Source organism: Frateuria sp., from assembly GCF_035943815.1.
Taxonomy (GTDB): domain Bacteria; phylum Pseudomonadota; class Gammaproteobacteria; order Xanthomonadales; family Rhodanobacteraceae; genus Frateuria_A.
This window is the reverse complement of sequence record NZ_DASZBU010000015.1, coordinates 255,237-270,289: the sequence shown is the minus strand read 5'-3', so window position 1 is coordinate 270,289 and position 15,053 is coordinate 255,237. Positions and strand designations below refer to the sequence as shown.

Sequence of the window (15,053 nt, the reverse complement as noted above, 5' to 3'; positions counted from 1 at the left end):
AAAGCATGAGCGTTCTGGTCAACAAGAACACCAAGGTGCTGGTGCAGGGCTTCACCGGCCAGCAGGGCACCTTCCACGCCGAGCAGGCGATCGACTACGGCACCAAGATCGTCGGCGGCGTGACCCCCGGGAAGGGCGGTTCCCAGCACATCGGCCTGCCGGTCTTCAATTCGATGGACGAAGCGGTCGCCGAGACCGGCGCCGATGCCTCGGTGATCTTCGTGCCGCCGCCGTTCGCGGCCGACTCGATCATGGAAGCGATCGACGCGGGCATCCGCGTGATCGTGGCCATCACCGAAGGCATCCCGGTGCTGGACATGCTGCGCGTGAAGAACGTGCTGGCACAGCATCCGGAAACCGTGCTGATCGGTCCGAACTGCCCCGGCATCATCACCCCGGGCGAGTGCAAGATCGGCATCATGCCGGGCCACATCCACAAGCCGGGCAAGGTCGGCATCGTGTCGCGCTCCGGCACGCTGACCTACGAGGCCGTGTTCCAGACCACCAACGAGGGCCTGGGCCAGTCCACCTGCATCGGCATCGGCGGCGACCCGATCAACGGCCTGAACTTCATCGACTGCCTGAAGCTTTTCCAGGACGATCCGCAGACCGAAGGCATCATCATGGTCGGCGAGATCGGCGGCAGCGCCGAGGAAGACGCGGCCGAGTTCATCGGCGAGTACGTGACCAAGCCGGTGGTGTCCTTCATCGCCGGTGCCTCGGCTCCGGCCGGCAAGCGCATGGGTCATGCCGGCGCGATCATCTCCGGCGGCAAGGGCACGGCGGCGGCCAAGTTCGCGGCGCTGGAGAAGGCGGGTGTGACGACGGTGAAGTCCCCGGCCGACCTGGGCAAGACGCTGGCGAAGCTGATGAAGTAAGGCGCGCCCGTCGCGTTCCTCAAAAGGCCACGCATTCGCGTGGCCTTTTGTTTTGCGGGTTCTCCGCAAGGTCGCCTCCGTCGGCCCTTGCTCGCGTCATCCCTGACGTTCGCCCTCCGCGGGAAGGCGGCGCGGTCGGCCGGCGCTTCTGCACCGGCAAGCTGAAACCTCCCCCCGTGGAGGAGAGTTCCGGATGGCTCTCGAAGCGGGAGCTGCCTGAAGGGTGGATGGAGCGGTGTGCCTCGACCCCTTACGTTCGTCGCTCCCTCCGGCTCGTTATCATGTGCGTCTCCCACCACCGCGCGCTCAAATGACCAAGCTTCGCCTCGCCCTGGCCCAATTCGACTTCCCGGTCGGCGCCGTGGTCGCCAATACGAACAAGATCCGCGAGCTGATGGACCAGGCGCACGCCGGGGGCGCCGACCTGGTGGCCTTTCCCGAGCTGGCGGTGAGCGGCTATCCGCCCGAGGACCTGCTGGTGCGCCCCAGCTTCCTGCGGGCCTGCAGCGAGGCCATCGCCACGCTGGCCGCGGAAACGGACGGTATCGCCGCGCTGGTCGGCTTTCCGCACAGCGAGGGCGAGGTCTACAACGCCGCCGCGCTGCTGCGCGAGGGCCGCGTCGAATGTGTCGCGCACAAGCAGGCGCTGCCCAATTACGGCGTGTTCGACGACAAGCGCTACTTTCGCCCCGGCCACGCGAGCGCCACCGGCATGGTCGCCGGCGTGCGGGTGGGCTACCTGGTCTGCGAGGACATCTGGGAACCCGAGCCGGCGGCGGGCGCGGCCAGGGCCGGCGCCGAACTGATCGTGGTCATCAACGCATCGCCCTGGGACGACGCCAAGCAAGCCACCCGCGAGGCGCTGCTGGCGGCGCGCGCGAAAGAGACCGGCTGCGCCATCGTCTATCTCAACCTGGTCGGCGGGCAGGACGACGTCGTCTATGACGGTGCCTCGCTGCTGGTCAACGGCGACGGCAACATCGCGGCGCGCGCCCCGGCCTTCGTCGACGCACTGCTGTGGGCGAGCTTCGATCCGTCCACGCGCACGCTGTCCGCGGAGGGCTGGCCCGCGGTGGACGATGCCGGTCCGGAAGCGACGCTCTATGCAGCCCTGGTGCGCGGCACCCGCGACTACGTGGAGAAGAACGGCTTCGCCGGCGTGCTGCTGGGCCTTTCCGGAGGCATCGACTCCGCGCTCACGCTGGCGCTGGCGGTCGATGCGTTGGGCGCCGGGCGCGTCACCGCGGTGATGCTGCCCACGCGCTACACCTCGCAGCTCTCGCTGGACGGCGCGCGCGAGCAGGCCGAGCGACTGGGCGCGGACTACCACATCATCGACATCGAGCCGACCTACCGGAGCTTCCTCGCCGCGCTGGCGCCGGCCTTCGGCGACCGCGGCCCGGACGTGACCGAGGAGAACCTGCAATCGCGCACCCGCGGCGTGATGCTGATGGCGCTGTCGAACAAGCGCGGCCGGCTGCTGCTCTCCACCGGCAACAAGAGCGAGATGGCAGTGGGCTACGCCACCCTGTACGGCGACATGTGCGGGGCGTACGCGCCGCTCAAGGACGTGTACAAGACCGCGGTCTATCGGCTGGCGCTCTGGCGCAATGAGCAGCCGGACGGCGCCGAAACGATTCCCGCGGCGGTGATCGAGCGCCCGCCTTCGGCCGAACTGCGCGCCGATCAGATCGACCAGGACTCGCTGCCGCCCTATGACGAGCTCGACGCCATCCTGCAGCGCTTCATCGAGGGCGAGCAGTCGCAAGCGGAGATCGTCGCCGCCGGTTTCGCCGCCGAGACGGTGCACCGCGTGGTGCGGATGGTGCTGGTGAACGAGTTCAAGCGCCGCCAGTCGGCGCCGGGGCCGCGTGTCACCACCCGGGCGTTCGGCCGCGAGCGGCGCTACCCGATCACTTCCGGCTGGCGCTGACCCGGCGGTCCCGCGCCCTGGCGGCTCGCCGGGCAGATGAAAAGAGCCGTCGATCGCTCGACGGCTCTGGGATTTGCAGGACTACCCGCGCGGTCAGTGGTGGCCGGAGAACGGCACCATCTTGCGCAGGATCGAGGGCGCGTGCGGCCACTTCGGGTCGGTCAGGTAGGGATGGTCCGGGTAGTTGAGCGCCAGCACCTTGCGCACGTTCTCGGCCTGCGGCTTCTGGCCCAGTGCCAGGTAGCTGCGCGTGAGGATCGCCAGCGCGTCGCCGGTCTGCGGCGCCTGCTGGTAATGCTCGATCACGTACTGGGCGCGATCGGCCGAGGCGACATAGGCCTTGTTGCGCAGGTAGAACTTGGCCACGTTGATCTCGTACTGCGCCAGCACGTTGCGCAGGTAGATCATGCGCTGGCGCGCATCGGCGGTATAGGCGCTGTCGGGGAAGCGGCGGGCCAGCTCGGAGAAGTCGTCGAACGCCTGCAGGTTGTAGGCCTGGTCGCGGCGCGCCTGCGAGCCTTCGCGGGAGATGTAGCGCTCGATCACGCCGCTGGTGCGGTCGAAATTGATCAGTCCGCGCAGGTAATAGGCATAATCGACGTGCTTCTGGGTCGGATAGGTCTTGATGAAGCGGTTGATCGTCGAGGACGCGTCGTCCGGCTGGTTGTCCTTGTACTGCGAGTAGGCCAGCTCCAGCTGCGCCTGTTCGTTGTAGTCACCCGACGGGAAACGCGCGATCAGGCGCTGGTAGTCCTTGGTCGATGCGGCATAGTCGCCGTTCATCAGGTCGTCGTGTGCCTTGGCGTAGAGCTGATCCACCGGCATCGTGTCGATGGAATCGCGCTTGTGGCCGAATATCGAGCAGGCGCCCAGCGACAGGCCCAGGACGAGCACGATGGGCAATTTCAGGATTAGGCGCATGTGGGAAGTTTTTATGTATGTGATCGAACGGATGATAGCCCAAACCGCCTGCCCCCCGCGGAGACCGGCATGACCGTCATCCGGCACGAGGCGCAGGTGCCCCTGTCGGCGGCAGGCCGGCGTTTCGACCAGGCGCTGGCCGAGATGTTCCCGGACTATTCGCGCTCGCGCCTGACCGGCTGGATCAAGGCCGGCGCGGTGACGCTCGATGGCGACGCCGCGCTGCCGCGCCAGTTGCTGCGGGGCGGCGAGCAGGTGCGGCTGGAGGCCGAATTGGCCAGCGAGGTGGAAAGCGCGCCGGAGGCGATCGCGCTGGCCATCGTGCATCAGGACGCGCATCTGCTGGTGCTGGACAAGCCGGCGGGCCTGGTGGTGCATCCGGGCGCAGGCAATCCCGGCGGCACCCTGCTCAACGCGCTGCTCCACTACGACCCCGCGCTCGCCCAGCTGCCGCGCGCGGGCATCGTGCACCGGCTGGACAAGGACACCTCGGGGCTGATGGTGGTGGCCAGGAGCCTGGCCGCCCATACGGCGCTGGTGGAGATGCTCTCGCGGCACGCCGTCGAGCGGCAGTACGAAGCGGTGGTGCAAGGGACGCTGGTCGCCGGCGGCACCGTGGACGCGCCGATCGGCCGGCACCTGGGCGATCGCTTGCGCCAGGCCGTGCGCGACGAAGAGGACGGCAAGCATGCGGTCACTCATTACCGGCTGCGGGAGCGCTTCCGCGCGCACAGCCTGATCCAGTGCAACCTGGAAACCGGCCGTACACACCAGATCCGCGTGCACCTGGCGCACATCCACCATCCGCTGGTGGGCGACCCGCTCTACGGCGGCAGCCTGCGCCTGCCCAAGGGGGCGACGCCGGAGCTGGTGGCGGCGCTGCGCGGCTTCCGCCGGCAGGCGCTGCACGCGGAACGCCTCGCGTTCGAGCATCCGGTGACGGGCGCGACCATGGCGTTCGAGGCGAAGCGGCCGGTGGACATGGAGGCGCTGGTTGCCGTCTTGCGCGCCGACGCCGCAGAGCACCGCGAGCTTTAGCGGCCTCCATACCGCGCGTCTCCTCCTTCTCTGCCGGCGAGGCCGGCGGAGAGGGAGCAAGAGCGCGCTATGCTTCTGGTTCCCGACACGGCCATCCCCATGACCGAACCCTGGATCCTCCCCGATTGGCCCGCACCGCGCGGCGTGCATGCTGCGGTGACCACGCGCCACGGACCCGGCGTCTCGACCGGACCTTTCGCGCGCTTCAACCTGGGCTTGCGCAGCGGCGATTCCCCCGAAGCGGTGTCGAGCAACCGCGACGCCCTGCGCGACGCGCTCGACCTGCCGTCCGCGCCGCGCTGGCTGCGCCAGGTGCACGGCACCACCGTGGCTGAGCTGGGACCGTTGGCCAGCGCCGACGAGCTCCAGGCGGACGCGGCCGTTGCACACCTGCCGGGCACGGTGCTGGCGATACTCACCGCCGACTGCCTGCCGGTGCTGTTCTGCAGCGAAGACGGTGCCCGCATCGGCGCCGCGCATGCGGGATGGCGTGGCCTGGCTGCCGGCGCGCTCGAGGCGACGGTCGCGGCGATGGCGACACCGCCGGCACGGCTGCTCGCCTGGCTGGGGCCCTGCATCGGCGCGGCGTCCTACGAGGTAGGAGAAGAGGTGCGCGCCGGCTTCGTCGACCGTGACGCGGGCGCGGCGGGCTGCTTCACCGCGACGCGTCCGGGACACTGGCACTGCGACCTGGCCGGGCTTGCCCGGCGCCGGCTCGCCGCTGCCGGCGTGACGCGAGTCGACGGCGGCGGCTTCGACACGCTCGCCGACACGCGGTTCTATTCCTACCGGCGCGATGGCGCCCATAGCGGCCGCTTCGCGAGCCTGATCTGGCGTGACTGAAAAGCGGTCCTGCCGCGCAAGCGTGCAGCGCCCTCGTTGATGAAACCTCGAGCCCTCCCGCGCGGGAGGGGCTCGATCCGCTGCAGCTAGACCATTGCCGGGATGCTGGCCACGCCTGCCTCGATGGCCGCGCGATGCACGGCGCAGCGCGGCAGCAGCCGTGCGAAGTAGAACCGCGCGGTGTCGCGCTTGGCCTGCTTGAATGCGGCCGATTGCGTGCTGCTCTCGGCCGCCGCCGCGCTGCGCGCCCATACGTAGGCCAGCGCCACGTAGCCGGAGTAGTAGAGATAGTCCACCGCGGCCGCGCCCAGCTCTTCGGGATTGGCCTGCGCACGCTCGGCCAGCGCAACCGTCAGCGCCTGCCACTCCTTGGCGGCTCTGCCCAGCGGCACGACGAACTCGCCCAAGGCGGCGTCACCCACGTGCTGCTGACAGAAGCTGCCGATTTCCTCCAGGAAGTGGCGGAAGCCGGCGCCCTTCAGCTGCATGATCTTGCGGCCCAGCAGGTCCATCGCCTGGATGCCGGTAGTGCCCTCGTACAGCGTGATGATGCGGGCGTCGCGCACGAACTGCTCGACACCGTTCTCGGTGATGTAGCCGTGGCCGCCGTAGATCTGCACGGCCTCCTTGACGCTCTCCTGCGCCAGCTCGGTGAGCACGCCCTTGACGATCGGGATCAGGAACGCGACCAGTTCGCCGGCCCTGGCGCGCGCGGCCTCGTCGGCGGCACGGTCCTCGATGTCCAGCTGCAGCGCGGCGTAGAGCATCAGCGCGCGGCCGCCTTCGGTGATGGCGCGCTGGGTGAGCAGCATGCGGCGCACGTCCGGGTGGACCACCAGCGGGTCGGCCGGCTTGTCCGGAAAGACAGGGCCGCTCAGCGCGCGGCCCTGCAGGCGCTCGCGCGCGTAGTTGAGGCTGTTCTGCAGCGCACGTTCGGCCAGCCCCACGCCCTGCACGCCGACCGCCAGGCGCGCTGCGTTCATCATGGTGAACATGCCGAACAGGCCCTTGTGCGGCTGGCCGATCAGCCAACCCTCGGCGCCGTCGAAGTTCATCACACAGGTGGGCGAGGCGTGGATGCCCATCTTGTGCTCGATGGCGCCGGCCGCGACCGCATTGCGCTCGCCCATCGAGCCGTCGCGCGCCACCTTGAACTTGGGCACCACGAACAGCGAGATGCCGCGGCTGCCGGCCGGCGCGTCCGGCAGACGGGCCAGCACCAGGTGCACGATGTTCTCGGTGAGGTCGTGCTCGCCGGCAGTGATGAAGATCTTGGTGCCGGTGACCTTGTAGCTGCCGTCGCCGGCGGGTTCGGCGCGGGTCTTGAGCAGCCCCAAGTCAGAGCCGGCCTGCGGTTCGGTCAGGCACATGCTGCCGCACCAGCGGCCCTCGACCATCGGCTTCAGGAACACGTCCTTCTGCCAGTCGTCGCCGTGCAGCTGCAGCGCGTGCGCTGCACCCTGACTGAGCAGCGGGTAGTTGCCCCAGGCCAGGTTGGCCGAATCCAGCATTTCCTTCATCGCCACGCCGATCACTTCCGGCAGCGCCTGGCCGCCCATGGCTTCGGGCATGGTGAGGCCGGCCCAGCCGCCCTCGACGTAGGTGCGATAGGCCTCCTTGAAGCCCTTGGGCGTGGTCACCGTGGCGGTGGCCTTGTCGAAGTGGCAGCCCTCGGCGTCGGCCGGCGCGTTGAGCGGCGCGAGCACCTGCTCGTTGAAGCGCGCGGCCTCTTCCAGCACGGCGTCGAGCAGGTCGCGGGTGTGGCCCTCGCCACCCTCGAGCGCGGTCAGCGTGGGCTCGACGCCTAACAGGTCGTGCAGCACGAAGCGCAGGTCGTCGAGCGGGGCCTTGTAGATCGTCATCGGGTGTTCCTCGGATGAAGTCAGCGCCAGGTATGGGCGATGCCGGGCACGGGCGAAAGCCAGTCCTTGCCGGAAAAATCGAAATCGCGCGCTGCCTTTTCCTGCTCGGGCTTGGCGCGCACGCTGCCGGAAAGGGTGTAGGACAGGGCGCCGGCGCTGCCCTTGGCCGCGCTGGCCGCCAGTGCCTTGCTCATGGCGGCGGTGGGCAATACGTCGATCTGCACCACGTCGCCGGCGAAGGCCGGGATGTCGCGGTCAAAGCTGCCGTGCACGCGCACCGGCACGCTGTCGGCCATGGCGAGCTGGCCGTCCAGCTCGGTGAAGTCCATGCCGCCGTAGCTGTTGTTCTGGATGCGCACGGTCAGGCGCCAGGCGCCGCCGGGCGTGAGCGACAGCTGCTGGATGCTCAGTGTCGGCGGAAAGACGCTCTTGCGCGGCGGGCCGCAGGCGATCAGGGCCACGGCCAGCGACAGCAGGACGATCCAGCGCAGGAAACGCATCGGAAGGCTCTCCAAACGATCGTTCGAATTTTTCCGATTCTAACCACAGCCGGCACGTTCGCGTCAGCGGCAAGCGACCACGGCGGTTGCCACGGTTTCGCCGGGCGCGCCGAGCAGGCATCATCAGCGTCTTTCGTTCGAAGGCCTTCCCTCGCATGCTCCGCCGCTATGTCGCCCGCCGCTCCCCCATCCACGGCAATGGCGTGTTCGCCACCGCGCCGATCAAGAAGGGCGAGGAGATCATCCAGTACAAGGGAACGCTGATGACCCACCCCGAGGCCGACGCCATGTACGGCGACGGCGGCGAGACGGGCCACACCTTCCTGTTCACGCTCAACGACGACTACATCATCGACGCCAACCGCAAGGGCAATACCGCGCGCTGGATCAACCACAGCTGCGCGCCCAACTGCCGCGCCGTGGTGGAGGAGAGCGAAAGCGGCGACCCGCGCAAGGATCGCGTGCTGATCGAGGCGATCCGCGACATCGAGCCGGGCGAGGAACTGACCTACGACTACGGCATCGTGCTGGACGTGCCCTACACCGCGCGGTTGAAGAAGCTGTGGCAGTGCCTGTGCGGCGCGCCCAACTGCACAGGGACACTGCTCAAGCCAAAGCGGTAGCCTCGGGCGCCGGTGCTCGGCCGATCCTTCCCCCGCTTACAAGGGAGGGTGCCCGAAGGGCGCATTGATGGGCCTTGCAACCAGACATCGCGCCCAGCGCGCGATCCGTCGGTCGCACCAAACGGATCCGCCGAACCGAACTGCCTGCATCTGCGACCGCGGCGCGCTAACACCCGAACGACGCGCGCAAGACGCGCCGTGCGCCATCCTCCGCGCTTTACTCGCAGGAGGTTCGCCATGGCTGCATCAAAGAAGCTCAACGGCCGCGCGGTCGCGGTACTGGCCACCGATGGCTTCGAATATTCCGAGCTCACCGAGCCCAAGCGGTTGCTGGAAGAGGCCGGCGCCGAGGTCACCGTGATCGCGCCAGGCGACGTGAAGGAGATCAAGGGCTGGAAGGGCGGCGACTGGGCCGGCAGCGTGCCGGTGGACGTGAGGCTCAGCGAAGCGGACGTCTCCGACTACGACGCGCTGGTGCTGCCCGGGGGCGTGATCAACCCCGACAAGCTGCGCACCCAGCCGGCCGCGGTCGAACTGGTGCAGGCTTTCGCCGAGGCGGGCAAGACCGTGGCGGCGATCTGCCATGGCCCGTGGACGCTGATCAATGCCGGCCAGGTCCAGGGCCGCAAGGTCACCTCCTGGCCGTCGCTGCGCCAGGACCTGGAGAACGCGGGAGCCAGGTGGGAAGACCGCGAAGTGGTGCGCGATGGCAACCTGATCACCAGCCGCAAGCCGGATGACATTCCGGCGTTCGCGCAAGCCGTGATCGAGGCGCTGGCGGCTTGAAGTTCCCGCCACCCTGCTTCGGCTTTCTCGCTTAACTCGTGCCCGATGGCGCGGGGCTTCCCGCAAGCCCCGGCCCCTCACCCCAACCCTCTCCCGGCAGGGGGAGAGGGAGCAGGTCCGGCGGTGACTTGGCTTAGGGAAGTCAATCTTCCTCCACGTGCGGCTTCCACGCCTCGGACAGCTGCTTCTGCACCGGCGGGGGCACCGGCTCGTAGTGCGAGAGGTCCAGGCTGTAGCGCCCGCGTCCGCCGGTCATCGCCTTCAATTCGGTCGGATAATCGGTCAGCTCGGCCAGCGGCGCCTGCGCGCGGATCAGCAGCTCGCCGCCACGCTGCGAGTCGGTGCCCATGATGCGCGCGCGCTTGCCCGCCAGGCTACCGGTGACATCGCCCACGCTGGTTTCGGGGATGGCCACCTCCACGTCCACGATCGGTTCCAGCACGATCGGCCGTGCCTTGCCCACCGCATCCATGAAGGCCTTCCTGCCCGCGCTGACGAAGGCCACTTCCTTGGAATCGACCGGGTGGTACTTGCCGTCGTACACGGTCACGCGCAGATCCTGCATCGGGTAGCCGGCGATCGCGCCGGACTCCATCGCCTGGCGCACGCCTTTCTCGATCGCCGGCAGGTACTGGTTGGGGATCACGCCGCCCTTGACCTCGTCGACGAACTCGAAGCCCTCGCCGCGGTCCAGCGGTTCGACCCGCAGGAACACCTCGCCGAACTGGCCGGCGCCGCCGGTCTGCTTCTTGTGCCGGTGGTGGCCGTCGGCGTGCGCGGCGATGGTCTCGCGATAGGCGATGCGGGGTGGGTGCGTATCCACTTCCACGCCATAGCGCTCGCGCATGCGCTCGAGCATCACCTTGAGGTGCAGCTCGGACAGTCCGCGCACCACCGTCTCGTTGAGTTCCTTGTGGTGCTCGGTGCGCAGGCACGGGTCTTCCTCGGCCAGCCGGGCCAGTGCCTGGGAGAGCTTCTGCTCCTGGCCCTTGTGCCTGGGCGTGAGCGCCAGCCCGAACATCGGCTGCGGGAAATCCATCGGCGCCAGGCGGATGGCGTCCTCCTCGTGCGAGTCGTGCAGTACGGCGTCGAAGTGGATCTCCTCCACCTTGGCCACCGCGGCGATGTCGCCCGGGATCGCCCGCTCGATCTCCACGTGCGCCTTGCCGTCGAGGCGGAACAGGTGCCCCACCTTGAACGGCTTGCGGGCGTCGTCGACGAACAGCTGGGTGTCGCGGCGGATCGTGCCCTGCCACACGCGGAACACGCCGAGCTTGCCCACGAACGGGTCGTTGACGATCTTGAACACGTCGGCGACGACATGCTGCGCCGGGTCGGCGTTGACCGTGATCGGCTCGCCCTGGCCGTTGACGAACGGCGGCGGGTTGCCCTCGGCCGGATTGGGCAGCAGGCGCTCGGCCAGCTCCAGGAACTGCGCCACGCCCACCCCGGTGCGTGCGCTGACGAAGCAGATCGGCACCAGGTGTCCTTCGCGCAGGCATTGCTCGAAGGCTTCGTGCAGCTGCTCGCGGCCGAGCGCGGCCTCGCCCTTGTCGAGGTAGGCGTCCATGGTCGTTTCGTTGATCTCCACCACCTGGTCGACGATCTGCTGGTGCGCCGCCGCCAGCGAGGAGAAGTCGGTCGCGCCCTCGGCGTGGAAGAAGCAATCCAGCACCTGCTTGCCGCCCTGCGCGGGCAGGTTGACCGGAAGGCACTCGGGGCCGAACTCCTCGCGCAGCGCGTCGACCAGCCCCGCCAGTCGCGCGCCTTCGAAGTCGATCTTGTTCACCACCAGCACGCGCGCCAGACCGCGCGCGCGGGCGCGCTCCATCATGCGCCGCGTGCCGTGCTCGATGCCGTTGGTGGCGTTGACCACGATTGCCACCGTCTCCACCGCGGCGAAGGTCGAGAGCGTGCCGCCGCGGAAATCGGCATAGCCGGCGGTATCGATCAGGTTGATGTGGCAGCCCTCGCGGTCGATGCCGGCGATGGCGCTGTCGATGGAATGGCCGCGCGCCTTCTCCTGCGCGTCGGTGTCCGACTGGGTGGTGCCGCGCTCGACCGAGCCCTGCGCCTGGATGACGCCGCCGGCATGCAGCAAGGCCTCGAACAGGGTGGTCTTGCCGGCGCCGGCGTGGCCGGCGAGCGCGATGTTGCGGATGTTTTCCGTGCTGTACGACACGATGCGACCCTCCTCTACAGAGGCACGGTCTCGCAGGGCATGAACGGCGCCGCACGAGGCCGCGCTTGGCGGCTGACGATGGCGGGCCGTCATGGTCGTCCTGGGGCGCCGCGGGCGGCGCGGGCGGGGCGGTCATGGCGGGATGCGGCGGGTGCCGCCTGCGTAGCCTTGTGCGATCCGGCCGCCTGGTCAAGCGGCAGCGCGTGCGGAACCGAAGCGCTCACGTGATGGTCTTGCGAAGGCGGGCACGATAAGACGCCCGTTTTCCCCGTTCGCAAGGAACTCCCCATCGTTTCCCCACCACAGGTCGAGCCCCATCGCTGGAAGACGCCGCAGCGTCCACGCCACGGCCTGGCTCCGCTGGACGAAGACACGCGTGCGCTGTTGCGCGCGCGGCGGGAGCGCATGCCGCCGCGCGAGCCGTGGCGCTTCCGCCTGGCGTTCGGCGTGATGCTCGCGTTGCACGGCCTGTTCGCCGTCGTCGTGTGGTGGGAAATGCGGCCTCGGCCGGTGCACGAAGTGATGCACGTGCGGCTGGACGACGCTTTGCAGGTACGCTTCATCGAGCGCACGCCCCGGAACGCACCTGCACCGCCGCTGTCACTTCCTCCACCTCTACCACCGCCACCAAGGGCCGTTCCGCGCGTCGTGCACGAGCCACCGGCCAAGGGGGCGATGACGGCCAGCCTGCCGACGCCGGCCGCTTCGCCCAAGCCCACGCTGCGCCTGTTCGACCGCACTGGCCAGCCGTTGCTGCCCGCCGCTGCCGCCAGTACCGCGCCCACGCCCGGCTACGTCCAGCGCATGCCGCAGGGCGACGTGCAGGTGATGCGCCACGATGATCCGGTCAAGTACCAGGCCACGCGCTTCGACAGGGATTTCCCTCCGCCGGACGAAACCATCCTGGGGCAGGGCCTGCGCAGTGTCCTGCGTGCGACCCAAACCGGCGAGAAGAAATCGGTCGACGTCGGCCACGGCGTGCACCTGAAGTGCAAGACCGTGTTCGGCATCCCCACGCCCGATTGCGTGATGCCGCCGGCGCCGCCATCGAAGAAGGACGGCGATGAGCGCCTCGACATGGCGCCGGCGCCGCTGGCGAAGGAACTCCAGCCGCCCCGGCGCGAGCTGTCCGAATGCATCGCGCTCTATCGCGACGGCAAGCCGCTGCCGCACGGCTGCCCGGTGGATACGCCCCGGCGTGCGGTGGACGCCGAATGCGGCGAAGCGCGGCAATCCGGCAAGCCGCTGCCGGCGCATTGCCGCAAGCCGTAGGCCTACGGCAAGTTCGAGCAAGGACAAACACAAGGTTGGTCCTTCCGCCGGTTACGGGGGAAGGTGCTCGACCAGCGGCACAGGAGCGCCGGCGGAACGGCGAAGCCGGCCCCCGAAGGGCGAGCGTCATGGATGACGCGAGTAAGGGCGGATGGGGAGACCGGAGCGGGATCCCGCACTCCAACGCGCAAGCAAGCGCGCGCCCGAGCGGAACCCGCCCGCACACAACTGACCCTTCCATCCTGCAGGCTACACTTCCGCCATGCCCCTGCCACCCGCGCCCAAGCCGAGCGACTCGCCCGCCAACGCGCATCCGGTGATCATGCTGCGCTCCCCGCGCGAGGCCGCGGCGCAGGCCATCGTCTACCGCCGCCGGCGCGCCGAACGGCCAAGCGAGCGCGGCCTGCGTATCGCCGGCCTGGTCGGCGCGCTGGTGGTGCACTTGCTGGTGCTGTTCGGCGCCATCCTCGGCCCGGCCTACGACCTGCAGGAACCGCACTTCAAGTCCGCGCCGCTGCAGGTGCGCCTGATCGACAAGCCCGAGCCGCCACCCCCGCCTCCCGTGCGCGGCACACCGCCGAAGCGGGTGGGGCCGCGCCATCGCGGCAGCGCATCCGCCGTCACCGCCCGTCCGGCCGATCGCGCGCCGGCCACGCAGCCGCAACCTGCAGCGGCCACGCCCGACGTTCCGGTGATCACGGTCACCGCGCCCAAGGCGACCATCCGCATTGCGCCCGTGGCGGCGCCGTCGCCGCCGCTCGCGCTGCCGCATCCGCAACCCGCGCCGGATCTCGCGCCGGTGCCACTGGCTGGCGCGCCGCCCCAGGTCAACCTGGACACGCCGCCCAGCGTCCGCCCGGTGCCGCCGAAGTTCCAGCCCGAACCGGTGCGCAAGGCGCAGCTGGAGGGCAACCGGCCGATGCCCACCCCGCCCTCGCTGGCGATGCCGGCCCTGCCGGCGCAGGCGCCGCCGCCCGTCGCCGCGCCGAGCATCGCGCTCGACCGTGTCGCGCCGCCGGCCAAGCTGCCGCCCAGCACGGTGACGCTGGTGCGCCCGCAACAGGCCGCGGCGCCCGCCGCGCCGCAGGTCGAGCCGATCCCGCTGGCGGCGCAGGCCGCGCCCACCATCGACCTGGCGCCACAGGTCACCGCGCCCGCAGCCATCGTGCCGCGCGAACGGCCGCGGGTGCAGGCGCCCAGCATCCAGCTTGCCGAGCCGCAGCTGGCGGCCGTGCCGCTGGACACGGCCAAGGCACCGGCCGCGCCGCAACCGGCCGCGCCGGCCATCGAAGTGGCCAATCCAGCCACGCCTGCCGCAGCCGTCACCCTCGCGCGCCCGCAGGCCGCCGCGAGCGAACCGGCGCCAGCGCCCGGCCAGCCACAGGCCACGCCCGAGGCAGCCGCCGCCACCCAAGCCAGCGCCACGCCGGCGGGCAACCCCAGCGCCCCAGGGAACACGCCCAGCAGCGCACCCGAGGCCACGCCCCAAGGCAGCGACAACGGCAATCCCGGCGCCCGCGAAGGCGCTGCCGCAACCGTCGGCAACACCGGCGCGCCGGCGCCGAACGCGGGCCAGGGCAAGGGGCAGGGCGAAGGCAAGCAGGGCAAGGCCCAACCGGGCGCCGCCGAGGGCGCCGAGCACGGCCGGCTGGGCAGCTACATCCAGCTCAAGCCACATGGCGACACCGACATCATGGAGCGCCGCGCGCCCGACATCGGCTACCGGCCCACGCGCTTCGAGGGGGACTGGGCGCCCGAGGGCGAGAGTTCCATCGACACCGCCCTGCGCCACGCGGTGGAGAAGACCACCATCAAACACACTTTCCACCTGCCGCGCGGCGTGCGGGTCAACTGCGAGGTCCGCCCGCTGCTCCCGATTGCGTTGTTCGGTTGCGGCGGCGACCCACCCGCCAAGGCGGCCAAGAATCCGGAACTCTACAAGCGCCTGGATCTGGCGCCGGCGAAACCCCTCGCGCCGGTGTCGTCCGCCAGCACCTCGGCGGCGGCATCAGCGGCCGCCCCGGTCCATCTGGACAATGCGGCCCAATGCGCCGCGGCACGTGTCAGCGGCGGCCCGCTGCCGCCCGGCTGCGGGGGCACCGCAACGCTGCCGGCGCCCGCTCGTGTTCCGCCGGGAAGCTCAAGCTCCTGGGTGCCGCCGAGCGATCAGTTCCATTGACCGCGAAGGCCGGACCGCTGGCTGCCCGCCCTCTGG

12 protein-coding genes are annotated in these 15,053 nt (G+C 69.9%); 8 read left to right on the top strand and 4 right to left on the bottom strand.

Annotated elements, in window-relative coordinates; translation table 11 throughout:
- Positions 1-5: 5 nt before the first annotated feature.
- Positions 6-878 carry a succinate--CoA ligase subunit alpha gene (gene sucD, locus VGU65_RS11855; RefSeq protein ID WP_327475955.1) on the top strand — a complete coding sequence of 291 codons (873 nt, stop codon included), beginning with the start codon at positions 6-8 and terminating at the stop codon, positions 876-878.
- A gap of 310 nt (positions 879-1,188) precedes the next feature.
- Entirely contained in the window at positions 1,189-2,811 is a 1,623-nt protein-coding gene (locus VGU65_RS11850) for an NAD+ synthase (RefSeq protein ID WP_327475953.1), read from the top strand.
- Positions 2,812-2,904: 93 nt separating this feature from the next.
- Here VGU65_RS11850 and bamD read toward each other — a convergent pair whose 3' ends face one another.
- Positions 2,905-3,732, bottom strand: coding sequence for an outer membrane protein assembly factor BamD (bamD, locus tag VGU65_RS11845; protein ID WP_327475951.1), 828 nt, complete (start codon positions 3,730-3,732; stop codon positions 2,905-2,907).
- Between the two features lie 69 nt (positions 3,733-3,801).
- Here bamD and rluD point away from each other — a divergent pair, with 69 nt between their 5' ends.
- Positions 3,802-4,770: a 23S rRNA pseudouridine(1911/1915/1917) synthase RluD gene (rluD, locus tag VGU65_RS11840; RefSeq protein ID WP_327475949.1), complete on the top strand. Its 969-nt coding sequence runs from the start codon at positions 3,802-3,804 to the stop codon at positions 4,768-4,770.
- Between the two features lie 99 nt (positions 4,771-4,869).
- Positions 4,870-5,613, top strand: coding sequence for a peptidoglycan editing factor PgeF (pgeF, locus tag VGU65_RS11835; protein ID WP_327475947.1), 744 nt, complete (start codon positions 4,870-4,872; stop codon positions 5,611-5,613).
- A gap of 86 nt (positions 5,614-5,699) precedes the next feature.
- Here the strand turns inward: pgeF and VGU65_RS11830 are convergent, their stop codons facing one another.
- Together VGU65_RS11830 and VGU65_RS11825 are read right to left on the bottom strand one after the other, a co-directional pair.
- Complete coding sequence (locus VGU65_RS11830) at positions 5,700-7,475, bottom strand: acyl-CoA dehydrogenase C-terminal domain-containing protein (protein WP_327475945.1); 1,776 nt, start codon at positions 7,473-7,475, stop codon at positions 5,700-5,702.
- A gap of 20 nt (positions 7,476-7,495) precedes the next feature.
- Complete coding sequence (locus VGU65_RS11825) at positions 7,496-7,975, bottom strand: hypothetical protein (RefSeq protein ID WP_327475944.1); 480 nt, start codon at positions 7,973-7,975, stop codon at positions 7,496-7,498.
- A gap of 155 nt (positions 7,976-8,130) precedes the next feature.
- Here VGU65_RS11825 and VGU65_RS11820 point away from each other — a divergent pair, with 155 nt between their 5' ends.
- Both VGU65_RS11820 and VGU65_RS11815 read left to right on the top strand, forming a co-directional pair.
- Positions 8,131-8,598, top strand: coding sequence for an SET domain-containing protein (locus VGU65_RS11820; protein WP_327475943.1), 468 nt, complete (start codon positions 8,131-8,133; stop codon positions 8,596-8,598).
- A gap of 237 nt (positions 8,599-8,835) precedes the next feature.
- Complete coding sequence (locus VGU65_RS11815; RefSeq protein ID WP_327475942.1) at positions 8,836-9,384, top strand: type 1 glutamine amidotransferase domain-containing protein; 549 nt, start codon at positions 8,836-8,838, stop codon at positions 9,382-9,384.
- A 142-nt stretch (positions 9,385-9,526) separates the two neighbouring features.
- On the opposite strand, the gene fusA is transcribed toward VGU65_RS11815, so the two are convergent.
- Positions 9,527-11,566, bottom strand: coding sequence for an elongation factor G (gene fusA / locus VGU65_RS11810; protein ID WP_327475940.1), 2,040 nt, complete (start codon positions 11,564-11,566; stop codon positions 9,527-9,529).
- Between the two features lie 405 nt (positions 11,567-11,971).
- Between fusA and VGU65_RS11805 the strand changes: the two genes are divergently transcribed.
- Together VGU65_RS11805 and VGU65_RS11800 are read left to right on the top strand one after the other, a co-directional pair.
- The gene (locus tag VGU65_RS11805; protein ID WP_327475939.1) at positions 11,972-12,838 is read left to right on the top strand and encodes a hypothetical protein; all 867 of its coding nucleotides are present in this window, start codon (positions 11,972-11,974) and stop codon (positions 12,836-12,838) included.
- Positions 12,839-13,100: 262 nt separating this feature from the next.
- Complete coding sequence (locus VGU65_RS11800) at positions 13,101-15,017, top strand: hypothetical protein (RefSeq protein WP_327475938.1); 1,917 nt, start codon at positions 13,101-13,103, stop codon at positions 15,015-15,017.
- Positions 15,018-15,053: the final 36 nt, after the last annotated feature.

Coding starts and splice junctions, on each gene's coding strand:
- sucD (WP_327475955.1), top strand. CDS start 6: ATGAGCGTTCTGGTCAACAAGAACACCAAGGTGCTGGTGCAGGGCTTC.
- VGU65_RS11850 (WP_327475953.1), top strand. CDS start 1,189: ATGACCAAGCTTCGCCTCGCCCTGGCCCAATTCGACTTCCCGGTCGGC.
- bamD (WP_327475951.1), bottom strand. CDS start 3,732: ATGCGCCTAATCCTGAAATTGCCCATCGTGCTCGTCCTGGGCCTGTCG.
- rluD (WP_327475949.1), top strand. CDS start 3,802: ATGACCGTCATCCGGCACGAGGCGCAGGTGCCCCTGTCGGCGGCAGGC.
- pgeF (WP_327475947.1), top strand. CDS start 4,870: ATGACCGAACCCTGGATCCTCCCCGATTGGCCCGCACCGCGCGGCGTG.
- VGU65_RS11830 (WP_327475945.1), bottom strand. CDS start 7,475: ATGACGATCTACAAGGCCCCGCTCGACGACCTGCGCTTCGTGCTGCAC.
- VGU65_RS11825 (WP_327475944.1), bottom strand. CDS start 7,975: ATGCGTTTCCTGCGCTGGATCGTCCTGCTGTCGCTGGCCGTGGCCCTG.
- VGU65_RS11820 (WP_327475943.1), top strand. CDS start 8,131: ATGCTCCGCCGCTATGTCGCCCGCCGCTCCCCCATCCACGGCAATGGC.
- VGU65_RS11815 (WP_327475942.1), top strand. CDS start 8,836: ATGGCTGCATCAAAGAAGCTCAACGGCCGCGCGGTCGCGGTACTGGCC.
- VGU65_RS11805 (WP_327475939.1), top strand. CDS start 11,972: ATGCCGCCGCGCGAGCCGTGGCGCTTCCGCCTGGCGTTCGGCGTGATG.
- VGU65_RS11800 (WP_327475938.1), top strand. CDS start 13,101: ATGCCCCTGCCACCCGCGCCCAAGCCGAGCGACTCGCCCGCCAACGCG.